Genomic DNA, 26653 nt, shown 5'->3' on the forward strand with positions numbered 1-26653 from the left:
CAGATCAGCCGGCGGCGGCGGTACCCATCGCGACCACGGGTTGGGCGCCGCGCCGCTGGAGCGCGTCGAGCAGGGTCGCGACGGGCGCCGGGCGGGCGAAGTGGTAGCCCTGCGCCAGGTCGCAGCCGAGGCCGTTCAGCCGGTCGGCCTGGGTGGCGGTCTCCACCGCCTCGGCGATGGTCTGCAGCCCGAGAATGCGGCTCAGCTCCAGGATGGTGCGGATGAACGCGAGATCCTGCGCGGCGCCCTGCTCGATCTGCTCCGCGGTGAAGGAACCGTCCATCTTGAGGATGTCGACGGGCAGCTGGCGCAGGTAGGCCAGCGAGGAGTAGCCGGTACCGAAGTCGTCGATGGCGATCCGGACACCGTTGTCGCGCAGGGTCTGCAGCTGCTCGGTCGAGGTGGCGGCGTCGACGACCGAGGTGATGAGCACCGTCTCGGTGATCTCCACGATCAGCGCCGAGCCCGGCACGTCGTTCTGCCGCAGCAGCTCGAGAACGCTCTGCGCGAAGCGCGGATCGCGCAGCTGATGCGCGGAGACGTTCACGGTGACCGACAGCCCGTGTTCGTGGTGCAGGGTGGACAGGTCGGCGCAGACCTGGGCCATGACCCAGGCGCCGATGGCCACGATGGCCCCGCTCTGCTCGGCGAGCGGGATGAACTGCATCGGCGGGATGGAGGTGCCGTCGGGGCGGGTCCAGCGCAGCAGCGCCTCGGCGGCGACGATGTCGCCGGTGGCCAGCTCGACGACGGGCTGGTAGTGGACGCTGAACTCCCCGGCCTCCAGGGCGTGGTGCATGTCGGCCACGAGCTGGGTGTTGGCGAGGCGCTCGGCGTGCACGGCGGCGTCGTAGACGGCGTACTGCTTGCCGCCCTGGTGCCTCGCGCTGCGCAGCGCCAGGTCGGCGTCGCGCAGCGCGTGCGTGCGCGGTGCGTTCGACGGCATGGGCACGACCCCGATGCTCGCCGCGAGGTGCCGGGCCGTCATGCCCGGCAGCTCGTACGGGTGGTGCAGCGCGTCGAGGATGCGCTGTGCGACGGCCGGGCCGTCGACGCCGTCGCCGGTGGCGGCGAGGATGGCGAACTCGTCGCCGCTGATCCGTACCACCGTGGTGTTGTAGGGCACGACCGTGCGGAGGCGGCGCGCGGCCTCGAGCAGCACCGCGTCGCCGGCCTTGTGGCCGAAGCTGTCGTTGAGGTCGCGGAAGCCGTCGAGGTCGACCAGCAGCAGCACCTCGTCCGGGGGAGCGGCGTTGTCCAGGCGGTCCTGGAGCAGCGCCCGGTTACCGAGCCCGGTGAGGCCGTCGAGCAGGGCGCGGCGGTTCAGCAGCGTGGCGAGCTGCGAGAGCCGGAAGATCAGCAGGACCGACATGGCGCAGCCGAGCAGCTCCAGCACGACGGTCCGGGGCGAGCGCGGGCCCAGGTCGGCCACCAGGCTGTAGACGGTCAGCCCGCTGATGGCCAGGATGAGCGACACGTAGATCAGCATTCGCCGGCGCGGCGCCGGTGACGGATTGATGGCGACGTTGCCGGTGCTGCGTGACATCGAGGGGTGCAGCGCCGCGCCGCCGATGAGCACGTACGCGCCCAGCCAGCCGAGCGCGGTGAGCGTGTCGAGCTTCGTGCCGGACAGCAGGGCGGCGAAGTTCACGGTGTTGGTGAGGATGAGCAGGCACGCCGAGGAGGCCATCAGCCGGTAGGCGGGCGTGCTCACCCGGGACACCACGACGACGCGTACCGTGAGCACGAGAATGACCAGGTCGATGCCGGCGTAGAGCAGATAGCTGCCCAGCCGCAGGCCGCTGAAGCGGCCGTCGAACAGCAACGGTTCGATCACCAGCGCCCAGGAGAACGCGCCGACGCCGAGCGTGATGATGGCGGCCTCCACGGCGCCGCGGCGCTGCCCGGGCCGCACCCACCGGTAGACGCTCAGCGCCAGCAGCACCAGCGCCGCCGCGTAGAAGAGGTCGCCGACCGACGGGAACCGTGGCTCGCCGGCCGGAGTCAGCGCCATCGCCCAGCCGAGGTTGGCGAGCAGCGTGCTGCCGACTCCCGCGACGATCAGCCACCACGGTGCCGGCCACGCGGGCCGGTATCGGCGCACGCCGAACGCGATGGCGACCATCACGGACGCGGTGACCGCCATGTACACCCAGGGCCGGATCTGGGGACTGACCATCGACCCGACGGCCAGCACGATGCCGCCGATGCCGAGGTACCAGCGGTGACCGACGGCTGCTGCGGCGGCGGGGCTGGCCCGGGGGAGACTGGTCACGCCTCATGGATACCGACCGACGGGTGCAAACCCGTTGCCAACCCCGTGCAAAACGTATGTTGTTTGCCAGATCACGGTGCCTCGGGCAAGCGCTAGGGTGATCCGCACCATTGCGCTGAGCGTAGGGCGGGTCGAGGCTGGTGAGCCTGCATTACGAGTGGACGCTCTCGCTGCGTCTGCGGCCAGACACGCCCGCGTCGTTCCTGGATGAGGTGCGCTTTCACCTGGGCCTCACCGCGCAGGCGCCCGAGGAACCCGAGCTGGAGATCGACTGGCCCTGCCTGGTCACCGAGCCGGACGACACCCTGCCGGGCGGCGGCGTCCGGTCGCTGGTCGCCCAGCGGCCGTACCTGAACCGGCCGGGCTCGTTCGGCCTCTTCGTGCGCACGTTCGTCCTCGACGACGCCATGTACGAACTGATCCTGGCGGTGCCGGCGTGGCTGGCGCGGCGCTCGTCGACGCAGGGCTGGATCGGCCAGGCGCGCGAGGAGTCGTCGCTGCACCCGTCGTGGAACTTCTACGTACAGGACGGCCATGCCTATGCCGCCCGGCCCGGCGGCGGCGTGGAACCGCTGAACGGCTCCGCGCCGCCCTTCACGCTGACCTACACCTCGGACACCGACTAGAAGTAGTCGTGCAGGGTCGGCACCGGGCCGGCGGTCGCGGCGCGTAGCGCCTCGTCGGTGTCGGCGTCCCCGCCGGTGAGGAAGCCGCTGCGGCGCAGCTGCTGCGGCGTCGCCGCGCCCGCGTACCAGGAGGCCAGGCCCCGCGACGTCAGCCGGACCGTGCCCGCGCCGCCCGGCTCCAGCCGGCCGTCCCCGCCGGAGAGCACCAGCCGGTGCGGGCCCTGGTGCCACGGGCAGACGTCGTCGACGAGCTCCAGGTCGACCTCGGCGCTCAGGTGCCGCGGCCAGCCGCGGGCGGCGACCGCGCCAGGCGCGTCGACGACGCGCAGCATCCACGGCTGAGCGGACTCGGGCCGGGCGTCGCCGCGCGCCAGCAGCGACCAGACCGGGTCGGCGCCGCCCAGCCGGATCAGCGTGGTCGGCGCGACGCTGGCCCAGCCGCCCAGCATCGCCAGCAGCGTGCGCGTCGCCTCCGGCGTCCGCCCGATCAGGTCGTCGACGGTGAGCCGGCCGGTCGCGTCGTAGCCGGGGCCGCGATCCCAGCCGGCGTACCCGACGACGGCGCCGGCGTCGTCGACGGCGACGGTGAAGCCGTGGTAGTCGGCCAGCAGCTCCGCGGGGGTCGCCCCGAAGGCGGGCCCGGAACGCTCCATCATGCCGGTACCCGCGCGCGCCACCTCGCGGTAGATCTCGTACACGGCGGGGATGTCGGCCTCGGTCGCCGGCCGCAGCGTGGTCTTGGGATCGAGGCGGATCTCGGCCAGCACCCGGGTCGGCACCGTCCAGTAGACCAGCGCGCCGACCTCCTCCCAACCCAGCGCCCGGTACGGCGCCGGGACGGTGTCGAACAGGGTGCTGATCACCGCGCCCCGCTCCCGGGCGTCCCGCAGCAGCCGGGTCAGCACGAGCCGGCCCAGGCCACGCCCGCGCAGCTCGGCCGCGACCGCGACGCCGGCGACGCCGCTGGTCGGCACGGCCCGGCCGCCGAACCACTGGCCCTGCTCGCGGTCGACGGCCTTGGCGACCAACCGCCCGGCCGGGTCGAAGGCGCCGAGCGAACGCCGGCCGGATGCGTCGGGGTTCCAGCCCTCCGGCTTGGCCTGCCCGTGGTAACCGAACGCGAGACTGCCGAGGTCCCACGCCAGCTGGTGATCCTCCGGCCCGAGCGGCCGCACCTCGTACGTCACGCTGGCCATCATGCCAGCGGTCCCGCCCGGTCTCACCGCAATTAAAATTGCTCATTGCTCCAGGTCGCGGCGTAGCCGGCCAACAGGACCAGGTGGAGCAGGTAGAGCCACAGGCCGATTGCGATCATGCCCCCGATCTGATCGAAACCGCCGAACGGGGCACCCAGGTTCAGCGGCAGCGAGCAGAACAGCAGGAAGCCGTGCAGGAACCCCGACAGGTTCGCGGCCGTGAACGAGCCGATCAGCACGGTCGCCGTCCAGTCCGGGCGGCCCGGCCCGATATACCGGTACACCCAGATCACGACCGGGGTCAGCAGCAGCCAGCAGGCAAGAAAGGACAGTACGACCGCGAGCACCGCGTACCACCCGCCGCGTACCCATAGGGAACTCGTCGCGGGAAGCGCGAGAAACATCGCCAGGAGCAGCGCCGGCGCCGCCGCGAGCAGCGGCAGCCCGAGCAGCCGGCCCTTCCAGCCCACCGCGGTGTCCTGGCCCTGCGGCTCGCGCAGCGAGACGAAGGCCCGCCGCAGACCTTCGCCGTAGAGTGTGGCCGGCAGGAGGCTGGCCAGCACGAACAGCGGCGTCAGCTGCAGGCCCGCGTCGATCAGGGCGGCGAGCGCGCGCGGCGCGCCGATGTCGGAAGGCAGCGACGCGATGGTGTGCCCGGTCAGCCGGCGCACCCGGTCGGCGCCCGCGACCCGCCCGGCCGCCCAGATCGCCAGCAGCGCGATCGGCACCACCGCGATGCCGGCGTAGAACGTGACCGCGGCCGCTCGCAGCGCCACATCACGCCCGCGCAGCGGCCGGAACGCCCTTCTCCACATCCACACCAACTACCTGTACCCAGAAATCGCCAGGACGTGCCGGAGGCCCGCGGCGCCGAGGTGCCGCGGGCCCGTCGGGTGGCGTGGTCAGCCGAAGCTGAGGCTGTAGCTGTTGGTGGTGAAGGAGGACTGGCCGGCGGTGCCGGAGATCTCGTAGCCGAGCTGGAACTGGCCCAGGGTCACGTCGCCCCACCAGCCGTTGGTGCGTAGCCAGTTCAGCATCGCGAGCACGTTCAGCGTGCCGGAGTTGCTGTTCGAGGTGCGGACGAACGAGAACACCGCGTTGGCACCGTTGGAGCCGCGGTAGATGTTCCAGGTGGCGCCGCCCACGCTGACGTTGGCGGCGGTCGGCACCGCGCCGTTCTGGTCGTACTGCTCCGCGATCGGACCCACCGCGCCCTGCTTGTTGGCCCAGATCATGATCTCGTACGCGTTGTTGTTGGCCCAGATGTCGTACGCCGTCACGTAGTCACCGCTGGCCGGCACCGTCACGTTGTACGAGCTGTTGAGCGAACTCAGCGAGCTCAGCGTGCGGTTGAGGGTGTAGCTGACGTTCGGGTAGGACTTGATGCCGCTGGTGCGCGGGTGGTTGGCGACCACGCCCCAGTTGCTCGGTGACCGCGCCCACGTCGTCTGGGTGCCGGCGCCCGAGCCCCAGATGTTGTTGTAGATCGTGTAGCCGTTGGTGGTCCAGTTGTCCCACTGGCCGGAGCCGACCCAGACGGCGTCCGAGGGCACGCCGCCCGTCGGCGGGGGTGTCGTCGGCGCCGTGGTCGGCGGCGTTGTCGGCGTGGTCGTCGGGCCGGTGGTCGGCGTCGTGGTGCCGGTGCAGGCGGTCCCGTTCAGGGTGAACGCGGTGGGCACCGGGTTGCTGCCGGTCCACGAGCCGTTGAAGCCGAACGACACGGTTCCGTTGGTGCCGACCGAGCCGTTGTAGCCGGCGTTCCTGGCGGTGACCGTCGAGCCGCTCTGGGTCAGCGCGGTGTTCCACGCCTGGGTGACCGTCTGACCGGCCGAATAGGACCAGACCAGCGACCATGAGGTGAGCGCGTCGCCCAGGTTGGTGATGGTGACGTTGGCGCCGAACCCGCCCGGCCAGGTGCTGCTCACCGTGTAGGCGACGCGGCAGCCGGCGGCCGCGGACGCGGGGAGGGCGGTGACGACGCCCGCTCCCGCGGTGACGGCCACGGCGGCGGCCACCGAGAGCGCGATGTTAGGCCTTCTCATCTGCTTCCAATCTCGAGAGATGGCACCGCACGGCGGTCGTCGAAGCGCTTCGACGGTGGGCTCGCAACGTCGATGAGTGTCTATGCGGTATTGCGCAGATGCTAAGGCCCGGAGGCCGGTTGAGCAACGGCGGCGCCGGTCAGTGGAGAGTGAACCGGCCGGTCAGTGAGGTGTCGAAGGAGGCGCCGACCGTGATGCGGTAGGTGCCCTCGGCGGTGGTCCAGCGGCCGGTCCGGACGTTCCAGTACTGCAGCAGGTGCAGGTCGGCCAGGTCCGCCGCGGTGACGACGATGTCGACGGTGCGCGACTGCCCCGGGCGCAGCGTGACGTTGCGCCAGGCGAGCAGCCGCTTCGACGGCTCGCCTGCCGCGCGGGGCAGCTCGACGTACGCCTGCGCGGTCTCCGTGCCGGTCCGCCGCCCGGTGTTGGTCAGCCGGAAGCGGAACCGCAGGTCGCCGCCCCTGGTGGCCGACGGCGCGACGCGCAGCCGGTCGTACCGGAAGGTGGTGTAGGTCAGGCCGTGACCGAACGGGAACAGCGGCTCGATGTCCTGGCCGCGTACCACCGGTAGCCGACCCGCAGCCCCTCCTTGTACTCGACCTGGCGCGGCTCGTCGCTGCCGGGCGGCCGGACGATCGACCCGTCGGAGAACGTGCCCGGGTACCGCTCGGGGTCGCCGGCCGTCGGCAGGTCGGCCTCGGCGCGGGGGAAGGTGTGCGTGAGCCTGCCGGTGGGCGCCGTGTCGCCCCACAGCAGCGCCGCGACGGCCGGTCCGGCCTGCTCGCCGGCGTACCAGAGCTCCAGGACCGCCGGGACCTTGTCGATCCACGGCATGACGACCGGGCCGCCGGTCTGCAGCACGACCACCGTCGCGGGGTTGGCCGCGGCCACCGCGCCGATCAGGGCGTCGCCGTCGCCGTCGAGGGAGATGTTCGGCCGGTCGGCGAACTCGCCCTCCCGGTAGTGGCCGAAGACGACCGCCACGTCGGCGGCGGCCGCGGTGGCCGCCGCGGCGGCCGGGTCGCTGCCGTCGGCGTAGGTCACGGTGCCGCCGTCGGCGGCGGCGCGCGCGGTGATGCTGTCCAGCGGCGCCACCGCGGTGCAGGGCACGCTCGGCGCGGTGTGCAGGCAGACGCTGGACGCGTCGACGTCGCCGGTCGCCGGCGTGTTCGCCGCGGTCGGCCCGATCACCGCGATCGTCCGGCCGGCGCCGGACAGCGGCAGCACGCCGGTGTTCTTCAGCAGCACGGAGCCCCGCTCGGCCAGCCGGCGTGCCAGCGCCTCGCTGGTCGGGGTGGAGACGTCGGCGTCCGGGGCGGCGATCCGCGGCACGTCGAAAAGCCCGGCGGCGAGGTGCGCGCGCACGATCCGGTACGCGGCCTCGTCCACGTCGCTCACGCGCAGGCGGCCCTGCCCGATCAGCTCCTTGATCGCCATCGGCGTCCAGTACCGCCACGCGTTCAGCTCCTGGTCCAGGCCGGCCCGCAGCGAGGGAGGATCGGCGCTCAGGTAGTGCCGGGCGCCGAAGTCGGTGACCACCCAGCCGTCGAAGCCGATCTCCCGCTTGAGGATCCGGGCCAGCAGCTGCTCGCTGCCGCAGGCCCAGTCGTGGTCGACCTGGTTGAACGAGCACATGACCGAGCCGACGTCGCCACGGTCGATGGCGATCTCGTACGGCAGGGTGTAGATCTCCCGCAGCGTCCGGGCGTCCACGTTGGAGGAGCTGTTGGCGCGGTCGGTCTCCTGCTCGTTGGCGACGAAGTGCTTGAGCTGGGACTGCACCGGCTCGAGGCCGTTGGCGCCGACGCCGCGGCTGTACGCGCCGGCCATCAGGCCGGACAGCACCGGGTCCTCGCCGAGGTACTCGGAGGTCCGCCCGCTGCGCGGGTCCCGGCCGGAGGCGATGCCCGGCCCCAGCAGCACGTTGCGCTGCTTGCGCCACGCCTCGTGACCCATCGCGACACCCTTGTCGTACGCGAGCGAGGTGTCCCAGGACGACGACAGCGACACGTTCGCCGGGTACACGGTGACGCCCGCTCCCGCGCCCGCGATGGCCGACGGCGCGTCGGTGTACTGGATCGTCCGACGAGGCGGCGAGCAGGGCGCGGGCGCGCTGCCCGGGCGAGGCGTGCCGGTTCATCCACGGCATGGTGGCGCAGTCCTCGTCCGCGACGCACGGAATGCACCAATGGCCGCGACCCGTCGGCCTACCGCTCGTACCGGTCCACGGCGTACCGCAGGCGCTCGCCGGGTCCGCGGACGAACAGGCCGCGGAACTCGGTGAACGGGTTGCAGACCGGCGGGCGGTCCTCCTCGTCCTCGTACTCCGCCGCGGGGTCCTCCGGCAGCTGGACGAACGGGGTCTTCGGCTGATGGGGGTGGGTCGGCTCGACCGGGCTGCGGTGCCACGCGGTGCCGTAGTTGCGGTTGAGCACCTCGCCGAGGTACCAGCCGGGCACCATGACCGCGGGCTGCTCGGCCTCCTCGGCCGCGACCAGGTCGTCGCGGCCGGCGAAACGCTCGCGCAGCAGCCGCTCCAGGCGGTCCAGGGAGTCCACGGTGAAGTCCCACTCCTGCCCGGTCTCCCGGGACCAGGCCGGGAAGGCCGCCTGCTGGATCGCCAACCAGTCGTTCAGCCGCGGGTTGTCGGCCCAGTCGCCCATGCCGGGCCTCCGCTCTGCCTAGGTAACGAAAAGATATCTATATCGGTCGATCGTGCTGTATCGGGCTGCGCCGATACCGTTCCGTTCCATATGGTGCCACACGGCGCCGGGGGACCAGACGACTACAAACGGGGAGGTACCCGGCGTTTCCTCCCCGGACGGGGATCCACATGAGCTACCCCAGAGTCCGGCTCCGAACGCACCTGCTGTTCCGCGGCCTGGTCGCGGCCGTCTGCGCCGTGCTGCTGACCGCCGGCGCCCTGCCCGTCGCCTCGGCGGCGGCGCCGGCCGCGCTGACCGGCAAGCGCTGCGACGAGAAGTTCAAGCTGACCGGCAACCCGTCGAAGCCGGGCACGCTGCCGGGCGGTGACGCCAGCCGGGTCAAGTCGGCGTGGGACACCTACGACTACGTGAACCAGCGGCAGTCGATGGACGGGCTGGCGGCGCCGACGGCCGACGACATCGAGGAGGCCGGCACCGACTCGAAGAGGTGGAAAGAGGGCGACCCGCGCAGGGTCTACGCCAGCTTCAACAACCGGCAGACCGGCTCGAACCCCTACAAGGGCACGTTCCAGGACTGGCTCAACGACGCGTACATCGACAACGCCGCCCGCCGTACGCGCGGCGAGGCCTTCCACCGCAAGGTCGTGCAGGACCTGAACCTGGTCGGCCCCGACTGGCTCTGCGAGGTCCAGGTCAAGGACGCGGACGGCAAGGTCATCCGCCGGTACGACGCGGTCAACCAGCGGACCAAGGAGTTCGTCGAGATCAAGTCGGGTGGCGGGATCGTCGACGGCCAGCTGCCGAACGACCGTCAGGTGCTCAAGGACACCCGGTTCAAGGACTACTCGCTGCGTTACGTCTACGGCCAGGAGCCCGAGGCCCGCACCAACGTCAAGCTGGGCGAGCTCCGCGCCGAGGCCGGATCGCACCCGGACGGCAGGTCCCGGGTCACCGTCTACCAGCACCGCTCCACCCCGGTCGTGCGGTTCACCCCCGGCCCGCACACCAAGTTCGACCCGACGCTGAACCCGAACCCGCAGGCGAACTCCGGCTCGCGCGGCGGCCTCAACGACATGCTCAACCAGTCGAAGCCGACCCCGGAGAGCATGCGCCAGCAGATCGAGCGGATCCGGCAGGGCGACCCGACCGGCCAGCGCCTGCGTGGCCCCGGCGGCGTCGACTTCTCCACCCTCGAGCTGCGTTTCGTCGGCGCCCCGGTCAAGGGCGAGGGCCTGGACTACTCGTTCACCGCCGAGAAGATGCCCGACCCGGACACCAAGCCCGGCTTCGGCGGCCAGGACAAGGCCCAGCTGATCTCCGACTCGTTCTTCACCTGGCTGGCACTCACCCCGGAGAAGTTCTGGGTGAACCTCAACCCGGACGAGCCGCAGCGGGTGATGGACGCCAAGTTCGGCAAGACCGACGCCGGCCGGGTGCTGCTCGAGGCTGACCTGCAGATGAAGCACGACTTCGCCGCGTTCATGAACCCGAAGACCGACCTCGGCAAGCGTTTCTGGGACGAGAACCAGCTCAAGAACGGGCTGCCCTGCCTGCACGGCATCCGCAACTGGATCGAGCCCAAGCCCGCGCAGGTGCGTGAGCAGGACGGCGGCATCTACATCCTGGACGCCCCGCTCAAGGTCAACTCGGTGCCGCAGGAGTTCGACTTCGACCTGCCGGGCGAGGCGTGCGAGGCGACCAAGGCGCAGATCGAGCACAACCAGAAGGTTGTCGAGAAGCTGATCGTCCCGGCGGTCGAGAAGAAGATCGCCGAAGACCCCGCGTACGCCGACCTGCGCCGCGTGTACACCTCCCGGGTGGCGGCCGAGTGGATCCGGCTGCAGGACACGAAGAAGGCCACCGACTACCGCAAGATCATCAACAGCGACGACGCGTCGAAGTGGCCGATCCGCGGCGAGAAGTGGGACTTCAACGAGACCTGGCAGCGGTACCTCAAGTCGTTCCGCGACGGCGACTACACGTTCGAGTGGGAGGCCGGCGGGCAGGTCTACGTCTACACGATGGGTGGCGTCGACTTCTCCAAGTCGCCCAAGGAGAACGTGTCGAAGCAGAAGTTCACCGAGAAGCACCAGTACCTGCCGCGCGGCACGAAGACGTCGGTGCAGACGATGACCGACGACGCCGAGAGCGACGAGCTGCTGCTGCTCGGCGGCAACACCAAGGCCAAGCCGACGACCGGCGACGCCGGGACACCCCCGGCCGACGGCGGCGACGGCGGCGAGGGCGGCGGCCTGCCGATCACCGGCGACAGCGTTCCGGTGCCCGCGCTGCTCTCCGTCGCGCTCGCCCTGATCGTCGCCGGCGCGGCCCTGGCCTGGTGGGGACGCCGCCGGCGGCGGCGCACCTTCGTCAGCTAGAGCACCGGTACGCGCAGCGGCGGCATCGTTCCCGGTGCCGCCGCTGTGTCGTGCGGGCCGATCCGGTGCCGCGGGTGTCACGATGTCGGCATGGGTGAGGTGACCGACTACATCGCCGGCCGGGACGAGCCCGCCCGCTCGTTGCTCGAGCGGTACCGGGTGCGCGCGATGGCCGTCGTGCCGGAGGCCGAGGAGGGCAAGGGCTACGGGATGGCGGCGCTGCGGTACCGCGGCCGGCCGCTGATCAGCGTCGTGTCGACGAAGCAGGGCTACTCGGTCTTCCCGTTCAGCGCCGACGTCGTCGCCGCCGTGGTGGCCGAGCTCGACGGCTTCGACTCCACCAAGGGCGGCATCAGATTCACCGACGAGCGCCACCTGCCCGACGCGGCCTTCGAAGCACTCGTGACCCGCCGCCAAGCCGAGATCGACACCGCCCTCGAGCACCCCCGCCGCGGCTAGCCCGTACTGGATGCACATTTGCGACAATCGGCGCACGCGTATGAGAGGCTGCATGTCGCCGGAGCCGCGGTATCTTGAGTTCGTGGCCGATCACATTCCGGGGAGGTGTGCATGACCGTTGAGATGGTCGCGCCGGCCTGGATGCATGAGCCGGTCACGGCCGAGCAGTACGCGGCCTGGACCGAAGAGCAGTGCGCGGGCATCGAGATCGTGGACGGGATGGTCGTTGTGAGTCCGAGCGCGTCCAAGCGGCACAACCGCCTGGCCAGGCTGCTGGCGAACGCCTTGGACGCCGCCGCTGGGCCGGAATGGAACGCCGACACCGACTTCGATGTCCGGCTTCAGGATGTGCCGCTGAACAACCGCCGTCCTGACGTGACGGTGTACCGGGCGGAAACCATCGACGTCACTCCGACGCGACCCGAGCACGTACTTCTTGTTGTCGAGGTGGTCTCTCCCGGATCGGAGACGACCGACCGGATCGTCAAGGCCGATCAGTATGCGAGGGCCGGCATCCAGTTCTACTGGCGTGTCGAGCAGGCCGCCACGGGCGTACCTCTCGTCTACACGTACGTTCTCGATCCGGCGACCGGCCGCTACCGCGACACCGAGATCTTCACCGGCGCCGTGAAACTGGCCGCGCCCTTCTCCATGGAGATCGACCTGGGTCAGATCTGACCAGGTAGTCAGGAAGCGGGTGCGAGGACGATGTCGAACCGGACCCGGGTCCAGGCGCGGTCGCCGAGGTCGCGGCCGTCCGGTGCCGGTGTGCCGGACGGCTGTGGCTCGAAGTCCTTGATCAGGGAGTCGCGGACGCCGAAGACGCTGTCGGCGTCGAGCAGCTCGTCACCGCGTACGAAGATATGCGTGACCAGAGTGCGCAAACCCTCGGCCGCGACCATGAAGTGCAGGTGGGAGGCCCGCATCGGCGAGCGGTCGGTGGCCGCGAGCAGCCGGCCGACCGGGCCGTCGTGCGGGATCGGGTACGGCGTCGGCGCGATCGCCCAGAACCGGTAGCCGCCGTCGGCGTCGGTGTGCAGGTGTCCGCGGGCGGCGGTGCGCCCGTCGGCGTACTGGACGTCGTAGCGGCCGTCGTCGTCGGCCTGCCAGACCTCGATCCGCGCGTTCGGCACGGGCTTGCCGTCGGTGTCGGTGACCCTGCCCTCGACCCAGCACGGTCGTCCGGGCGCGCCGCCGGCGATGTCGCCGCCGAGGGCGACGGCGGGGGAGTCCTCGACGAAGAACGGGCCGAGCACGGTCGCCTCGGTGGCGTTGCGGTAGGCCTGGTTGTTGACCGTCACGGTCTGCATGGAGGCGCCGAGCACGTCGGAGAGCAGGATGAACTCCTGGCGGCGGTCGTCGGTGAGGTGTCCGGTCGCGGTCAGGAACGCGATCGCCTGCCGCCATTCGGTCTCGGTGAGCCGGACCTCGCGGACGAACGCGTGCAGGTGCCGGGTGAGCGCCTGCATCAGCTCTCTGAGCCGCGGATCTGGCGTGCCGTCGAAGGACGCGACCACGCGTTCGACGAGCCGCTGTTCGCGGTCCTGCTGCTCGTTGCTCATCGCGGTTCCTTGGTCTCGCCCCAGATTCTCACCGTGTTGGCGACGTCGAGGCTGGCGAGCAGGCGTCCGTCGGGGCTGAACGCCAACGACCGGACCTGGTGGAGGTGGTCGATCAGCGGCTGGCCGGCGGATCGGCCGGTGGTCGGGTCCCACAGCCGGATGGTCTTGTCGTCGCCGGCACTGACGAGCAGGCGCCCGTCGGGGCTGAACGCCACCGCCCACACCCAGCCGGTGTGTCCGGTGAGCGGCTCGCCGACGGGCTGGCCGTTGGCCGGGTCCCACAGCCGGATCGTCATGTCGTCGCTGGCGCTGGCGAGCAGGCGCCCGTCGGGGCTGAAGGCTATCGATCGCACCCAGTCGGTATGTCCGCTGAAGGGCTGGCCGATGGGTTGTCCGTTGGCCGGGTCCCACAGCCGTACGGTCCGGTCCGCGCCGGCGCTGGCGAGCAGGCGCCCGTCGGGGCTGAACGCCGCCGGCCACACCCGGCCCGAGTGTCCCTTGAGGGGCTGGCCGACGGGCCGGCCGGTGGCCGGGTCCCAGAGCCGGATGGTCTTGTCGTCGCTGGCGCTGGCGAGCAGGCGCCCGTCGGGGCTGAAGGCCACCGATCGCACCCAGTCGGTATGCCCGCTGAAGGGCTCGCCGGCGGGCTGTCCGGTGGCCGGGTCCCAGAGCCGGATGGTCTTGTCGTCGCTGCCGCTGGCGAGCAGGCGCCCGTCGGGGCTGAACGCCGCCGGCCACACCCGGGCGGTGTGCCCGGTGAGGGGATGGCCGACGCGCTGTCCGGTGGCCGGGTCCCACAGCTGCAGGGTCTTGTCGCCGTATGCGCTGGCGAGCAGGCGCCCGTCCGGGCTGAACGGCACCGACCCGCCGGCGAGCACAAGGTTCCGCTTCCACCAGCCGGCGGTCGCCACCTCGATGGTTCTCAGGCAGACCAACGACGGGGGATCTGTGTGAACCGGTTCCTCCCGGGCCGCAGGCGGGGCGGGGATGGGAGCGGGATCGGGCTCCGGCGTGGCTGCGGGAGTGGGAGTGGTGACGGAGAACAGGTGGGCGTTGTCGCCCCGTAGGTACAGGACGGGGGTGACCCATTCGAGGGTGTGCCCGCCGGTGCCGAGGATGCCGACCCGGCCGCTGTGCACGGCCTCGTCGACGCCGCGCCCGTGCGCGAGGGCGATGTAGAACGCGCGGGAGAACGCGATCGCCGCGCGGTCGGTGACGGAGAACTGCATGGCCGCCACCGCCCGGATCCCGCTGCGCACCAGGCTGGCCGCGGTGCCGGAGAACAGATCGTGTACGCCGGACGTGGCCGAAGCGCACGAGTTCAGCACGACCAGCCGGGGCGTCGGCCGGGCCTCGCGCAGCAGGTCGGCGAAGCTGCCGGCCGAGACGTGGTTCACCCGCCCGTCGTGCCCGACCAGGGCGAGGACGCCCTCGGCGTCGTCGACGTCGAAGTCGCCGTGCCCGATGAAGTGCACGACGTGCCACTGCTCGGTGAGCAGCAGCTCCTGAATGGTCTCCCAGGTCGCGGCCGGTGCCCAGCGGAGCTCCACCGTGCCGGCGCCGATCGGCGTACGCAGCGCGGACTCGAGCTGCTCACGCTCCCGGTCGACGTCGAGGGCGACGAGCCCGCGCGGCGCCGAGACGATGCCCAGGATCCGCAACGGCGCGTGCACCGACAGGGGCGTCAGCGCGCCGGGCACCGGCACCCGCCGGACCAGCGGCTCGCTGCGGCACAGGTATCCGCCGGCCTCGGCGTCGAACATCGCCTCCCACGGCAGCGCCGCCAGCTCCGGCGCGTTGACCCGCAACACCACCCGCAGCGCCTCGCCGCGGTCGCGGGCCATGGCCAGGCTGGCCTGGTAGCGTCCGGCCACGCCGGGCGAGGAGAACAGCGCCGCGAAAAGGTCCGTGCCCAGATCCCGCACCGGCTTCTCCACCAGCGTCAACCGGCCGCGGGTCGCCGCCGACGACGCCAGCAACGCGGCCTGGATCGGCCCGCGCTGCGCGAGCATCGCCTCGACGTCCACATCGAACTCCGCCGCGGCCTCGCCCGCCGGCGAGCGCACCACCTGTACGCCGTACGACCCGGACCCGGCCGCACGGTCGACGCTCAACTCGAAGACACTCATCCGCCGCACCTGCTCCACTCGATGCCCGACAGTATGGGGTCGGCGGCGTTCGGCAACCATGTGGTCGCCACTACGACAATGCAAGCGCTGGCCACTGTAGCCCGGGTCGCGGGGCAGATCAGCGGTGTCAGCCTCTCGGCGACCCCGGAAAGGGCCAGACGGCCACCCCGCCCGCACCGGCCGTCCGGGCTCGGTGGGCCCAGCCCGCGACGTCTACCGCGATCTCGTCGGCCCTGCGCCGCCTCGGCCGCAGAGCGCGCCCGGGATCGATCGCTGGAGGGACATGCTGACCAGCGAGTGGCGCCGTTCGGCGGCATTCTGCTGTCCGAACCGGGACGATGTCACCGAGCCAGCCGCCGCGCTCGTCCACGAGTGACAACATTTCAGGCTCAGCGCGCTGCTGCACCTGCTGGCCCCCTCGTGGAGGACGCGCACGGGCGCCGATACTACGTCGGGTGGCGAGACGACCCGGGACCGCTCAGCGGGCTCCTGCAGGGGCTGTACGCGTTCGCGGGCGTCACCGACTTCTGGCGCGTGCACCGGGAGCGTTCCGGCGCCCTCACCCAGTTCGAGTTCGCGCTGTGGCACCGGCAGACACTCGGCACCGCCGGCGTGCTGGGACCACGGCCGACGTCGACTTGGTCCGTGGCGGGACCTCGAGGCCAGGTCGGCCTACCTGGCCTCGGCCTGACCCTGGGCCGTGCGGACGATCCGGCCCGGCGCGCCCTGCTCGGCCGGACCGAACCGCTGCTGGCCACGGCCCGGGCTGGCGCCGACCCGGTCGCCGCGGCCGAGTGGCTCGGCCGCCAACTGCCGCAGGACGCCCTGGGCACGCCGCGACCCGAGGGCTGGCGTGTGACCTGACCTAGAGCGGCAGGGGGTCGATGTCGCAGTTGGCCCGGGCCCCCGCGCAGGCCGCCTTGGTGGCCGGATGTCCCTCGCCCAGCGTGGCCCGGAGCCCTTCCATCATCCGCTTGAAGAGCGTGCTCGCCTCGGAGACCCGGTCCAACCCTCGGAGGTCCATCGCGAGATTGACGCCGCACGCCAGCGTCGTCGGGTGGCCCGAGCCGAGGGTCTTCGCGCACAACTCGAAGCTCTCGGTGTCCAGCCGCGCGGCGTCGTCGTACGCGCCCATCTCGAAGTGGTCGCTCGCCAGGTTGATGCGGGCGGACAGGACCAGCGGGTGCGACGGCGACAGGCGCCCGACCAGGGTCTCCAGCGCCTGCTCGTCCAGCGTTCGGGCCTGGTCGTGCTCGCCGAGCAGCCGCAGGGTGACAGCCAGGTCCGACTTCGCGCCGGCGGTGTGCGGGTGGGCGTCGCCGTAGAGCGCGGTCAGGCCTTCGATCGCCTTCTCGCCGGACTCTCGTGCCGCCGCCAGATCGCCCGTCACCCGCTGGTCGATCGAGACGGTCAGCAGGGCGAGCACCGAGTCCGGATGGTCCGCGCCGTAGCGGTTCCGGTAGCGGCGCAGCACGTCGCTCGACAGTTCGAGGGCTTCCACGTGCCGGCCCGCCTTGCGGCGGAAGCCGGCCAGATGGTGGCTCTGGCGCAGCAGATCAGGATGGTCCTCGTACTTCAGCACCTGGCGCGCGGTGGCCACGACGTTCTCCTGGTCGGCGTGTGCCTGCGCGTAGTCACCGAGCTCGCGGCGGTCCAGGTTGATGCCGCCGTTGGTGTTGAGGCTCTCCGTGTGGTCGGTGCCGTAGGTCTGCACCCAGCGGACGTATGTCTGCCGGTCGAGCTGGAGGGCGCGGCCGTACAGCCCGGAGAGCCGCATGCTCACCGCGAGGTTGTGCGCCGCCCTCAGCGTGAACGGCGACTCGTCGCCCATGGTCGCGGCCGTCTGCTCGTGCACCTTCAGCGAGCGGTCCAGTGCGGTCGCGAAGTCACCGGCCACCCGGAAGTCGGAGGCGACGGCTCCCGCCGCGCGCAGGGTCTCCTCCGCGTCTTCGCCGAGCACCTGGCGGTAGATCTCGTAGGTGCGGGCGTTCAGGCCGGCCGCCGCGGCGTAGTCGCCGACCACGAAATTTAGATAGCCGAGCCAGAATGCCAGCAGCAGGGTCCTGAGATCGGTCTCGGAGGCCTGTTCGCGCCACACCGTGTAGGCGCGCTCGGCGAGGTTGCGGGCCTCGACGTGGTCACCCCACCGCCACAGATACTCGACCTCGTTGGTGATCATGTCCCGGACGAGGTCATCCAAACAACTTTCGGCCTTGGAGGCGATGATGTGCGGGTACAGCTCCGCGTAGCGGGTCCAGTGCTCGGGCTCCGCGGGCTGGTCCGGGTCGTTGCCGACGAGGAATAGGTGGGCGCTGTGCCGCACGGCCTCGCGGGTGTCCGGGTCCATCTGGTTGATCAACACCAGCTGAACCAGGCGGTGCATGTGGATCGAACCCGTGCGGTGGTCGAACCGCGCCAGCGCCAGCTTGCTGATGGTCTTGATCGCCTGATCTCGCCGGGCGGCGTTACGCACCAGCGGGTCGAGGTCCGGGTCGATCTCCAGTCCGCGCGGCTTGGAGAGCAGGACCTTGCCGATCGGCTCGGGCGCGAAGAACGCACAGAGCTGTAGGAGCCGCAGCGCCGAGGGATCGCGATCGCGCAGGCCGCTCAGTGAGACGTTCCAGACCGCGGCGACCGGCGCCGGGTAGGCGACCTCGGCGGCCGAGGTCTCCTCGTCCAGCTCGCGCCGGCTCTCCTCGAGCCGGACCAGATAGTCGGCGGCGGTCGTCCTCATGTCGGTGCGCCACGCCGCCGCCGCCTCGATGGCCAGCGGCAGGTCACCGAGCACGTCGGCGAGCCGGTCCGCGTCCTCCACGGTCAGCGCCGTGTCGCGGCGGCGCATCAGCGCGATGCTCTCCTGCCGCTCGAAGACGTCCACCGGCAAGGTGCTCGCCTCCCGTGCCCAGTTCGGGTTCCGCGAGGTGACCACGATGCTGCCGGGCCCACCCTGAGGGAAGAAGCGTTCGACGTCGTCGGGGTTCTCGGCGTTGTCGAAGACCAACAGCCAATTGGCGTACCGGCGACCGACGCGCAGCGCCTCGATGACGGCCGGCACGGCGGTGTTCGCCGTGGATGGCACCTGGAGGTTCAAACGCTCGGCGAGCTCGGCGAATGCGGACTGGATCTGGGCGGGCCGCTCCGCCGGGATCCACCAGATCAGGTCGAAGTCCTGCTGGTGCAGGTAGACGTACTCGATGACCAGCTGAGACTTCCCCACGCCGCCCGCGCCGTGCACGGCCTCGGGCAGCACCGCCGTGGTGCCCGCGCGCAACCGCTGGTGCAGCGCGTCGAGCAGCTCATTCCGGCCGGTGAAGTTGGGATTCCGCAGCGGCACGTTACCCACGATGGCCGGCAGCCCGCGGGGGACCGTCCGCAAGTGTTCGGTGGTGGCCAGCATGTTTCCTTCCAAATCGTGGCCGGGAAATGGCATCGATGACCCGCTATCAATGGCGTTCGGGAAACCTTTGGAAAGCAATGTCTCAGACATGGCGGACTCCATGTGGAAACCGGGCGAAGCCCGTCGGACGACGTTTTGGAGTTTTTGCGAGGACGGGCTAACAGATGGCCCGGCCCAGGCGTCGGGAGGCGTCCAGGTTGGGTCCGCCCAGCGTGAGGTAGCGGCCGGCCTACGTTGCGGGCCGGCTCGCACTCGATGATGTGCTGTATCTCGAAGATGTGGTCACGACGCGGCATTCCCGGGTTGCCGGCCAGTACCGTCCCACAAGATCGTCAAATCTGTGACGGCGCGTCCCTCCAGGACCTTCGGACTTTTTCTGCCGCGCCGCTTGCCTTAACTCTGCGACACGTAGCGGCAGTTGCGCTACACCCTGCGATGAGATCTGGCCGGGACTGGCCGATGCGCTCAAGTCAGCGTCGACGATCGATGTAACGACCTCGCACAGATCTCCTCGCCTTGCTTCAAGCCTGATCCCAGGATACCCATAAACCCTGACAAAACGGTAGGCCTGTCGCGCAAAGTGTTTGGTGGCAGCCTTTTCTGAGTGCGAGCATGGCGGCCACCGCCTTCTCCTCGAGCGTCGCCTCCGGCCGGACGTCGGCATTCCGGTAACCCGTATGGCTTACCACCGCACTCGCCACCCGGCGCCACTTGTCGGCGCGAAGGCGTTCCAGGCTGCGGATTACCACCGGTTAGTGTGTCGTCAACGCGACACTGATGCGAACGGGAACGCACGTGGCGCCGGCTCAGGTGCACTTGTGTCCATGATGGACAGATCGCCGCGACGTGGGAACCGGGTGTTGTGCGAGCAGTGTCGATCATTATTGTGCGCCTGTGGAGATCATCGAAGACCTCGTGGCCCAGGCCGGGGAGCTCGTTTTGGCCGGGCAGTATTCGCGCGGCCGGGTCCTGCTCGACCGGCATCTCGGCGAGCATCCCGACGATGCCCTGGCTTGGCACCGGCTGGCGGGCGCGCTCATCGGCCTGGGGCAATCGCGGGAAGCGGTGAGCGCTGCCGACCGGTCCATTTCCCTGAATCCGGACGATCCGGTCGCGTACCGGATGCGGGCCATCGCCCGTGGCGCGCCGCGGGACCGGGCACCGCTGCCCGGAAATGCCCCGGCTCGCGATCACGACGAGGCCGAGACCCTGGCGCTGCTGACCTGGGGCGTCCTGATGACCGACCGGGTGCCCCGGCGGGTCAGCCGCTGACGTGGCGCAGGACGGCCAGGACGCGGCGGTTGTCGTTGTCCGAGGCCGGTAGGCCGAGCTTCGCGAAGATGTTCGCCACGTGCTTCTCCACGACGCCGGGGGTGATGACCAGCGCCGCCGCGATGCCGGCGTTGGAACGGCCCTCGGCCATCAGGGAGAGCACCTCGCGCTCCCGCGGGGTCAGCGACGCCACCCCGGCCGTGTCCCGACCGGCCCGCATCAGGTGGCCGACCACCTCCGGATCCAGCGCGGTGCCGCCGGACGCCACCCGGGTCAGCGCGTCCACGAAGTCCGCGACGTCCGCGACGCGGTCCTTGAGCAGGTATCCGACTCCGGTCGGCCGGTCGGCGAGCAGGCGGGTCGCGTAGCGGGTCTCCACGTACTGGGAGAACACCAGCACGCCGACGCCGGGATGGTCGCGGCGGATGTCGATCGCGGCGCGCAGGCCCTCGTCGGTGTGTGTCGGCGGCATCCGGATGTCGATGATGGCCACGTCCGGCTCGGCGGCGGCGACCGCGGAGCGCAACGTCTCCGCGTCGGCGACGGCCGCGCACACCTCGAAGCCGCGGTCGGTGAGCAGGCGGACCAGGCCCTCGCGCATCATCGCGGCGTCCTCCGCGATCACCACCCGCATTGTTTCGCCTCCGTTCACGCGTGCGTCGGCAGTTCGATCTCGATCCGGGTGGGGCCGCCGGGCGGGCTGTGCACGCGCATCCGGCCGGCCACGACGGCGATGCGGCGGGCCAGGCCGGACAGGCCGGGGCCGTCCGGGTCCGCGCCGCCGGCGCCGTCGTCCTCGGCGGTCAGGATCAGGCGCTCGCCGGATCGGGCGACGCCGAGGGCGACCCGGGTCGCCCGGCTGTGCTTGGCCGCGTTCGTGAGCAGTTCGGCGGCGCAGAAGTAGGCGATGGTCTCGATTGCCGGCGCCGGGCGGTCGGGCAGGTCGACGCGGACCGCGACCGGGACGGCGCTGGTCGTCGCGAGGGTTGCCAGGGCGTCGCCGATGCCGTTGTCCAGGACCGGCGGGTGGATGCCGCGGACCAGGTCGCGCAGGTCGGCGAGGGCGTCCTTCGCGCCGCGGTGTGCCAGGGCGACCAGCTCGCGGGCCTGCGGGAGGTCGGGCGGCGGGCCGTCGGCGCCGAGCTTCTCGATCGCCATGCCGAGGTTCATCGCCAGGGTGGCCAGCCGGATCTGCGCGCCGTCGTGCAGGTCCCGTTCCAGCCGGCGCATCATCGTCGCGGCGTCGTCGATCGCGCGGGCCCGGGCGATCTGCAGTTCGCGTACCCGCTCGGCGAGCCGGCGCGGGCCGAGCAGCCGGCGCATCGCGGCGACGTCCAGGGCCGCGCCGGCCCGCATCAGCCACGGCGCGACCAGCAGCATGGCGAGGCCGGCCGCGGCGATGAGGAACGTGCCGGCGAACGTCCGCGCCTCGATGGTGCCGAACGGGGTCAGCGCCCGCACCGGCCCGAGGCGGGTGCCGGGCGGGTGGTTGCGGAACAGCGGCCACCACACCGGGTAGGTGAGGTTGACCAGGCCGAACACCCAGCAGAACGCGCCGTAACCCTCGGGGATCGCCAGCGGCACCTTGAGCAGGCCGTACCCGAGGGCGCGCCAGCCCGGCCCGTCGGAGACCACGGCGCCGATCCGCCGCGACGGCCGGGGCGGTGGGGCGTCGACGCGTACGCCGAGAAGCCGGTCCGCGAGGCGGCGCTGCGCGGCTCCCAGCGCGCGCCCGAACGGGGTGGCCAGCACGACCAGGAGCGCGACGGTGAGCGGGAACAGGACCAGGAACAGCGGCGCGACGGCCGGCGCGGGCTGGCGGGACAGCGTCCCGGTGACCCAGAGCATCAGGACGCCGAGCGCCGGCACGAGCGCGGGCACGGCCAGGATCGCGGCCGCGACGACCACGCCGGCGACGCAGAACACCGCCTGGCGCAGGGCCGGCATGGTGAACGGTGCGCGCAGCGCGGTCGTCATCGGCCCATTCTCGCTGGTCATGCGTCGCGGTGGCGCAGCAGCACGCCGCCGCAGAGGATCACTGCCGCCGCGTACCCACACATCAGCAGCACGCTGATCCAGCCGGGGAACAGCCCGGGTATCGGCGAGGTCACCGCGACCGAGTTGAGCAGCATCAACAGCGGGAGGAAGCGGCCGACCTGGATTCCGCTCTCGCCGAACAGGCCGACCACGATCATCGGGACGAACATCAGCGCGAACAGCGTGCCGATCGCGGCGCCCGAGTGCCGCACCATCGTCCCGATGCCGACCCCGATCAGTGCGGTGGCGGCCAGGTACCCGCCGGTCAGCACGACCGCGCGCAGGATCGCCGGGTCGCCGAGGTGTGCGGCCGGGATGGCGGTGCCGCGGATCGCGAGCTGCCCGCCCAGGTAGCCGGCGAGGCTCGCGATCAGGCCGACGGCGAGTGCCGCGCCGCCGCACACGGCGGCCTTCGCGAGCAGGACGGTCCGGCGCCGGGGCACCGCGGCGAACGTCGAGCGGATCATCCCGGTGCCGTACTCGCCGGTCACCGTCAGGACGCCGAGCGCGCCGAGGAGCAGCTGGGCCAGGACGGCGCCGCCGAGGCTGTTGTTCAGGATCTGGGCGGCGGTGGCGACCGGGGTGTGCGACCGGTAGCCGAGCCCGACCCCGGCGCCGACCGCGGCCATCGAGGCCACCGCCGCGATCGCCAGCCACCAGGTCGACCGGACGCTGGTCAGCTTGATCCGCTCCATCCGGGCCGCCTGCCGGAATCCGTACCGGTTCATGACGCCTCCATTCCGCGATAGTCGGTCTCGGGCGAGGTGAGCCGGAGGAACGCGTCCTCCAGGCTGTCGGCGCCGGCGGAGAGCTCGGCGACGGTGGTCTCGGCCAGCAGCCGCCCGCGGCCGATGACCACCAGCCGGTCGGCGGTCAGGGCCATTTCGGCGATCAGGTGGCTGGACACGAAGACCGTCCGGCCCTCGGCGGCGAGCCCGCGCAGCAGGTCCCGGAGCCAGCGGATGCCCTCCGGGTCGAGCCCGTTGACCGGCTCGTCGAGCAGGAGCACGCCGGGGTCGCCGAGCAGCGCGACGGCGACGCCGAGCCGCTGGCGCATGCCGAGCGAGTACGTGCCGGCGCGCCGCGTCGCCGCGCCGGACAGGCCGACGGTGCGCAGCACCCGCTCGACCCGGGAACCGGGGAGGTCGTTGCTCGCGGCCAGCGCGGCCAGGTGCGCGCGGGCGCTGCGGCCCGGATGGAACGCCCCGGCGTCCAGCAGCATGCCGACCGTCCGCAACGGCCAGGCCAGCTCCCGGTACGGGACGCCGCCGATCAGTGCCTCGCCGTGGTCCGGTGCGTCCAGGCCCAGGATCATCCGCATCGTCGTCGACTTGCCGGATCCGTTCGGGCCCAGGAAGCCGGTCACCGCACCCGGCTGTACCCGGACGCTCAGCCCGTCGACGGCGACCCGGCCGCCGTAGCGTTTGGTCAGCTCACGTAGTTCGATCACACGAAAGACGCTAGGCAGCGCCGCCGGCCGTCGTAAGCCGGAAACCATCCGGCTCCGCCTGGGGGTTTTCCACCGCCCCTCGCACGGCGGATCGACGAGCATCGTGGTCGCCTGCGCCGCCCGGACGAGATTCTGAAGTGTGGCGTGGCGCGCAAACCGTGATCAAGGACAAGACCAAAGGCAGGACCATGTCGTGCCTGGTTGCATGGTGCTGACCGTCGCTCACGCCGAGACCGGGCGGGGGCGGCCAATCGCCTGGCGGCTCATGAGCGGCCACCCCCACCCTGCCAGGTCCGTGCTCGCAAGACCCGGGTGTCAGCCGAATCGGCGCAACCGACCCCACAGCTGGGACCACGGCGCCCGGAGGTCGCGGCAGATCCAGATCGGCGTCCCCTGCTCCTCGTTGTCGACGCCGTAGAAGTTGTCGACCCGGGCCGCGACGGTCGCCGACCCGCAGTACGGTGCCAGCGACTCGGCGGTCCAGCCGCCGACGAAGATCGCCGGGCCGGTGGCGGTGTCCGGCGGCGGCCCCCACCGCCAGAAGTTCAGATGCCCGCTGTACGGCGCCGGCAGCTCGAACGCCGGCCCGTACCTGTCGATCGCGCCGGCCTCGCCGTAGTTCTCCGTGACGATCACCGTCGTCGCCCGCTCGGATGCGGGCAGCGACGAGTAGACACCGGCGACCGTGTCGACCAACTCCGGCCAGCCGATGGTCTCCGCGGCGTCGTCGTTGAGCGCCGCCTGGACGGTGTCCGGGAACCAGCGGACCGGGTAGACGGGCAGCGCGATCGCGACGGTCGTCACGGCGTTGACGGCGACCAGGGTGACCAGCAGCGCCCGGCGCAACCCGAAGGCGGCCCGCCGCACCCAGCCGACCGCGGCGATCGACCCGGCCGCCATCAGCGCCGGGTACGCGCCGGCCGGGTAGTACTCCCGGCCGCCGGTCACCAGCACCAGGCCGAGCACCAGCAGGAAGGTCAGGCCAAGGAAGCGGTACGGCCGGGCCTGCGGGTTGCGCAGCAGCCGCCACAGGCCGGGTACCCAGACGAGTGCGAGCGGCGGACTCATGATCAGAAACTGGGCCGGGAGGATCCCGATCCGCCCGCCGAAGTTCGCGTCCTCCCGGATGAAGCCGGCCATCGTGAGCTGCGGCCAGTCGTGCGTCGCCTGCCACCAGAGGTTCGGCGCCCAGATCGCGGCGGCGACCGCGGCGGCGATCCACAGCGCCGGCCGGCGCAGCAGCTCGCGCGGGCCGGCGATCAGGATCGCGCCGGCCAGGGCCGCGACGAACAGCACCGGCAGGTTCTTGGCGAGCAGCCCCAGCCCGACCACCGGCCCGAGGGCCAGCAGCAGCCGGTCGTCGCGGGTGCGCACCCAGCGGGTCACCAGCAGCGCGATCGCCGCCCAGAACAGCAGGTCGAACGGGGTGGTGCTCAGCAGGTGGCCGGAGACCAGGACGACGCCCGAGGTCGCCCAGAGGGTGGCGGCGAGCAGTTGCGCCCACCGGTCGCCGCCCAACTCCCGGGCGAGCAGCCCGACCAGCAGCACGGTGGCGGCCACGGCCAGCGCGGTCGGCAGCCGCAGGGCGACCAGCGAGCCGCCCGACAGGACGTCGGTCAGCCGGGCCAGCGCGGGCACCAGCGGCGGCTGATCGTCGTAGCCCCAGGCGAGGTGCCGGCCGGCCACGAGGTAGTAGAGCTCGTCGCGGTGGTAGCCGTACCGGCCGCTGAAGATCACCAGTAGCGCGGCGGTGGCCACGGCGACGGCGCCGAGCGGCAGCCAGGCGACCGGCGGGCGGGCAGTCTCGCCGGTCCACTGCGGACTGCCGCTGCTCACGGGGGCACTGTAACAGCGATTCGTGGACTTTTGTCTTTGCTGAGGAAAGTTAATTCTGATGTGGACTATCTTTCGTTCGGCGCCAGCGATACGGTGTGTCATCAAGTCGTAACACGCGTGAATCGGCGCCCTCACGCGCCGGCGCTTCGGCAACGCCGGCCACTTTTCCCTATGGACGTAACCCGGCAGCGACCCACCGTGGGCCGCCGTTGGAAGGTGGAGAAGTCATGCCCGAGCCGCAACGAACGACCACGAACGCACTCACCCGCCGCCGCCTGCTCGCCGCGTCGGCCGGCGCCGCCGCGGCGCTGGGCGCCGCCGGCTTCCCGGTACTGCAGACCGGTTCCCCGGCGATCAGCCACGGCCGGCTGCGCGCCGAACCGCTGGTACCCGCCCGGAACCGGGGCATCATCCTGTTCAGCGTCCGCGACCGGATCAACGCGGCGCCGGACGACTCCGGCGTGCCCTACGGCTTCGAGCGGGTGCTCGCCCGGCTCGCCGAGATCGGCTACAAGGAGATCGAGTTCGCCGGCTACAACCAGCACACCTCTATCCTGGGCCGGCAGATCACGCCCGCCGAGATCCGGAAGATCCTCGACGACAACGGGCTGGTCGCCAACGGTACGCACACCCAGATCAACGCGGCGACCTTCGAGCAGCAGCTCGACATCGCCGAGACGCTGGGCATGCGGCACATCGGCACCGGCTCGGATCCGACCGGCAGCGCGTACCGGCCGGACTGGGACGCCGCGGCGGACCTGTGGAACGAGCTGGGCCGCACGGCCCGCAAGCGGGGCCTCAAGCTCTACACCCACAACCACGACGCCGCGTACGGGTTCCTGCTCGACGCCGGCCCGCTCGATGCCGGCGGCAAGCCCACCCGGTCGACCGGCACCCGCAAGCTGGAGTACTTCTTCACCAAGGCCGACCCGCGATATGTCTTCTTCGAGATGGACATCTACTGGTCCTATGTGGCGCGCTTCAAGCACCAGACCTACGTGGACCAGTGGGGCAACACCCGGACCGACCTGTTCGACCCGATCCTCACGGTGGTACCGCGCACCGAACGGTTCCCGCTGTTCCACGCCAAGGACGGCGACCGGGCCGCCACGCAGGCCAACGGGTACGTGATGACGCCGCTCGGCGAGGGCGACCTCAACTTCCAGCAGTTCTTCGAGGAGATCGGCGCGCAGAACTACCACCACGCCAACTGGGAGCAGGACACCGCTCCGGGCGGCGCGGCGAACCCGGGCCAGTCCCTGAGCCTCGCCGAGCTGAGCTACCGGAACCTGTCCGAGCTGACCATCTACCGCCGCTGAGAGAGGCGG

General features: G+C 71.4%; 22 protein-coding genes. 7 read left to right on the top strand and 15 right to left on the bottom strand.

Going from position 1 to position 26653, the window contains the following annotated elements; translation table 11 throughout:
- Nucleotides 1-4: 4 nt before the first annotated feature.
- Nucleotides 5-2275, bottom strand: coding sequence for a bifunctional diguanylate cyclase/phosphodiesterase (locus ACIBSW_RS18100; protein ID WP_354726040.1), 2271 nt, complete (start codon nucleotides 2273-2275; stop codon nucleotides 5-7).
- 140 nt (nucleotides 2276-2415) lie between these two features.
- On the opposite strand from ACIBSW_RS18100, the gene ACIBSW_RS18105 reads away from it, so the two are divergent.
- Entirely contained in the window at nucleotides 2416-2901 is a 486-nt protein-coding gene (locus tag ACIBSW_RS18105; RefSeq protein WP_354726042.1) for a hypothetical protein, read from the top strand.
- Here the strand turns inward: ACIBSW_RS18105 and eis are convergent.
- The 6 genes from eis to ACIBSW_RS18135 all read right to left on the bottom strand — a co-directional run bounded on the left by eis (nucleotide 2898) and on the right by ACIBSW_RS18135 (nucleotide 8802).
- The gene (eis, locus tag ACIBSW_RS18110) at nucleotides 2898-4088 is read right to left on the bottom strand and encodes a GNAT family N-acetyltransferase (RefSeq protein WP_354726044.1); all 1191 of its coding nucleotides are present in this window, start codon (nucleotides 4086-4088) and stop codon (nucleotides 2898-2900) included. The two genes, ACIBSW_RS18105 and eis, sit on opposite strands and share 4 nt — an antisense overlap.
- A gap of 41 nt (nucleotides 4089-4129) precedes the next feature.
- Entirely contained in the window at nucleotides 4130-4912 is a 783-nt protein-coding gene (locus tag ACIBSW_RS18115) for a YhjD/YihY/BrkB family envelope integrity protein (protein ID WP_354726046.1), read from the bottom strand.
- 87 nt (nucleotides 4913-4999) lie between these two features.
- Nucleotides 5000-6139 carry a cellulose binding domain-containing protein gene (locus ACIBSW_RS18120; protein WP_354726048.1) on the bottom strand — a complete coding sequence of 380 codons (1140 nt, stop codon included), beginning with the start codon at nucleotides 6137-6139 and terminating at the stop codon, nucleotides 5000-5002.
- Between the two features lie 139 nt (nucleotides 6140-6278).
- Nucleotides 6279-6704, bottom strand: a complete 426-nt coding sequence (locus ACIBSW_RS18125) for a fibronectin type III-like domain-contianing protein (RefSeq protein WP_354726050.1) — start codon at nucleotides 6702-6704, stop codon at nucleotides 6279-6281.
- Complete coding sequence (locus tag ACIBSW_RS18130) at nucleotides 6653-8164, bottom strand: glycoside hydrolase family 3 C-terminal domain-containing protein (protein ID WP_354726052.1); 1512 nt, start codon at nucleotides 8162-8164, stop codon at nucleotides 6653-6655. Before ACIBSW_RS18130 ends, ACIBSW_RS18125 begins: the two co-directional genes overlap by 52 nt.
- Before the next feature lie 182 nt (nucleotides 8165-8346).
- Nucleotides 8347-8802: a hypothetical protein gene (locus ACIBSW_RS18135; RefSeq protein WP_354726054.1), complete on the bottom strand. Its 456-nt coding sequence runs from the start codon at nucleotides 8800-8802 to the stop codon at nucleotides 8347-8349.
- Between the two features lie 170 nt (nucleotides 8803-8972).
- Between ACIBSW_RS18135 and ACIBSW_RS18140 the strand changes: the two genes are divergently transcribed.
- From ACIBSW_RS18140 to ACIBSW_RS18150, 3 genes are all read left to right on the top strand, one after another.
- Nucleotides 8973-11183 carry a hypothetical protein gene (locus ACIBSW_RS18140; protein ID WP_354726056.1) on the top strand — a complete coding sequence of 737 codons (2211 nt, stop codon included), beginning with the start codon at nucleotides 8973-8975 and terminating at the stop codon, nucleotides 11181-11183.
- A 90-nt stretch (nucleotides 11184-11273) separates the two neighbouring features.
- Nucleotides 11274-11642 (top strand): DUF1801 domain-containing protein, encoded by a 369-nt coding sequence (locus ACIBSW_RS18145; RefSeq protein ID WP_354723416.1) that lies wholly within the window; start codon nucleotides 11274-11276, stop codon nucleotides 11640-11642.
- 111 nt (nucleotides 11643-11753) lie between these two features.
- Nucleotides 11754-12320: a Uma2 family endonuclease gene (locus tag ACIBSW_RS18150; RefSeq protein WP_354723418.1), complete on the top strand. Its 567-nt coding sequence runs from the start codon at nucleotides 11754-11756 to the stop codon at nucleotides 12318-12320.
- A gap of 8 nt (nucleotides 12321-12328) precedes the next feature.
- On the opposite strand, the gene ACIBSW_RS18155 is transcribed toward ACIBSW_RS18150, so the two are convergent.
- Nucleotides 12329-13204: an intradiol ring-cleavage dioxygenase gene (locus tag ACIBSW_RS18155; protein WP_354723420.1), complete on the bottom strand. Its 876-nt coding sequence runs from the start codon at nucleotides 13202-13204 to the stop codon at nucleotides 12329-12331.
- A complete protein-coding gene (locus tag ACIBSW_RS18160) occupies nucleotides 13201-15333 on the bottom strand; it encodes a CHAT domain-containing protein (RefSeq protein ID WP_354723422.1) in 2133 nt (710 codons plus the stop codon). Before ACIBSW_RS18160 ends, ACIBSW_RS18155 begins: the two co-directional genes overlap by 4 nt.
- A gap of 420 nt (nucleotides 15334-15753) precedes the next feature.
- Between ACIBSW_RS18160 and ACIBSW_RS18165 the strand changes: the two genes are divergently transcribed.
- Entirely contained in the window at nucleotides 15754-16197 is a 444-nt protein-coding gene (locus ACIBSW_RS18165; protein WP_354723424.1) for an aKG-HExxH-type peptide beta-hydroxylase, read from the top strand.
- Between the two features lies 1 nt (nucleotide 16198).
- On the opposite strand, the gene fxsT is transcribed toward ACIBSW_RS18165, so the two are convergent.
- Nucleotides 16199-18730, bottom strand: coding sequence for an FxSxx-COOH system tetratricopeptide repeat protein (fxsT, locus tag ACIBSW_RS18170; protein WP_354723426.1), 2532 nt, complete (start codon nucleotides 18728-18730; stop codon nucleotides 16199-16201).
- A gap of 894 nt (nucleotides 18731-19624) precedes the next feature.
- Between fxsT and ACIBSW_RS18175 the strand changes: the two genes are divergently transcribed.
- A complete protein-coding gene (locus tag ACIBSW_RS18175) occupies nucleotides 19625-20002 on the top strand; it encodes a tetratricopeptide repeat protein (protein WP_354723428.1) in 378 nt (125 codons plus the stop codon).
- On the opposite strand, the gene ACIBSW_RS18180 is transcribed toward ACIBSW_RS18175, so the two are convergent.
- The 5 genes from ACIBSW_RS18180 to ACIBSW_RS18200 all read right to left on the bottom strand — a co-directional run bounded on the left by ACIBSW_RS18180 (nucleotide 19992) and on the right by ACIBSW_RS18200 (nucleotide 25325).
- A complete protein-coding gene (locus tag ACIBSW_RS18180) occupies nucleotides 19992-20636 on the bottom strand; it encodes a response regulator transcription factor (RefSeq protein ID WP_354723430.1) in 645 nt (214 codons plus the stop codon). The genes ACIBSW_RS18175 and ACIBSW_RS18180 overlap by 11 nt on opposite strands.
- A gap of 14 nt (nucleotides 20637-20650) precedes the next feature.
- The gene (locus ACIBSW_RS18185; protein WP_354723432.1) at nucleotides 20651-21979 is read right to left on the bottom strand and encodes a sensor domain-containing protein; all 1329 of its coding nucleotides are present in this window, start codon (nucleotides 21977-21979) and stop codon (nucleotides 20651-20653) included.
- Nucleotides 21980-21996: 17 nt separating this feature from the next.
- On the bottom strand, nucleotides 21997-22767 hold the full coding sequence (locus tag ACIBSW_RS18190) for an ABC transporter permease (protein WP_354723434.1): 771 nt from the start codon (nucleotides 22765-22767) through the stop codon (nucleotides 21997-21999).
- On the bottom strand, nucleotides 22764-23489 hold the full coding sequence (locus tag ACIBSW_RS18195; RefSeq protein WP_354723436.1) for an ATP-binding cassette domain-containing protein: 726 nt from the start codon (nucleotides 23487-23489) through the stop codon (nucleotides 22764-22766). Before ACIBSW_RS18195 ends, ACIBSW_RS18190 begins: the two co-directional genes overlap by 4 nt.
- Before the next feature lie 315 nt (nucleotides 23490-23804).
- Nucleotides 23805-25325, bottom strand: coding sequence for a glycosyltransferase family 39 protein (locus ACIBSW_RS18200; protein WP_354723438.1), 1521 nt, complete (start codon nucleotides 25323-25325; stop codon nucleotides 23805-23807).
- Nucleotides 25326-25552: 227 nt separating this feature from the next.
- Here ACIBSW_RS18200 and ACIBSW_RS18205 point away from each other — a divergent pair, with 227 nt between their 5' ends.
- Complete coding sequence (locus ACIBSW_RS18205) at nucleotides 25553-26644, top strand: sugar phosphate isomerase/epimerase (protein WP_354723440.1); 1092 nt, start codon at nucleotides 25553-25555, stop codon at nucleotides 26642-26644.
- The last annotated feature ends 9 nt before the right edge of the window (nucleotides 26645-26653 follow it).

This window comes from Actinoplanes sp. NPDC049668 (assembly GCF_044465445.1).
Classification (GTDB): domain Bacteria; phylum Actinomycetota; class Actinomycetes; order Mycobacteriales; family Micromonosporaceae; genus Actinoplanes.

Bases quoted from the DNA above. Each gene is read 5' to 3' on its own strand.
- ACIBSW_RS18145 (WP_354723416.1), top strand. From the start codon at position 11,274: ATGGGTGAGGTGACCGACTACATCGCCGGCCGGGACGAGCCCGCCCGC.
- ACIBSW_RS18185 (WP_354723432.1), bottom strand. From the start codon at position 21,979: ATGACGACCGCGCTGCGCGCACCGTTCACCATGCCGGCCCTGCGCCAG.
- ACIBSW_RS18205 (WP_354723440.1), top strand. From the start codon at position 25,553: ATGCCCGAGCCGCAACGAACGACCACGAACGCACTCACCCGCCGCCGC.
- ACIBSW_RS18180 (WP_354723430.1), bottom strand. From the start codon at position 20,636: ATGCGGGTGGTGATCGCGGAGGACGCCGCGATGATGCGCGAGGGCCTG.
- ACIBSW_RS18155 (WP_354723420.1), bottom strand. From the start codon at position 13,204: ATGAGCAACGAGCAGCAGGACCGCGAACAGCGGCTCGTCGAACGCGTG.
- ACIBSW_RS18135 (WP_354726054.1), bottom strand. From the start codon at position 8,802: ATGGGCGACTGGGCCGACAACCCGCGGCTGAACGACTGGTTGGCGATC.
- ACIBSW_RS18190 (WP_354723434.1), bottom strand. From the start codon at position 22,767: ATGAACCGGTACGGATTCCGGCAGGCGGCCCGGATGGAGCGGATCAAG.
- fxsT (WP_354723426.1), bottom strand. From the start codon at position 18,730: ATGCTGGCCACCACCGAACACTTGCGGACGGTCCCCCGCGGGCTGCCG.
- ACIBSW_RS18115 (WP_354726046.1), bottom strand. From the start codon at position 4,912: ATGTGGAGAAGGGCGTTCCGGCCGCTGCGCGGGCGTGATGTGGCGCTG.
- ACIBSW_RS18160 (WP_354723422.1), bottom strand. From the start codon at position 15,333: ATGAGTGTCTTCGAGTTGAGCGTCGACCGTGCGGCCGGGTCCGGGTCG.
- ACIBSW_RS18120 (WP_354726048.1), bottom strand. From the start codon at position 6,139: ATGAGAAGGCCTAACATCGCGCTCTCGGTGGCCGCCGCCGTGGCCGTC.
- ACIBSW_RS18140 (WP_354726056.1), top strand. From the start codon at position 8,973: ATGAGCTACCCCAGAGTCCGGCTCCGAACGCACCTGCTGTTCCGCGGC.
- ACIBSW_RS18150 (WP_354723418.1), top strand. From the start codon at position 11,754: ATGACCGTTGAGATGGTCGCGCCGGCCTGGATGCATGAGCCGGTCACG.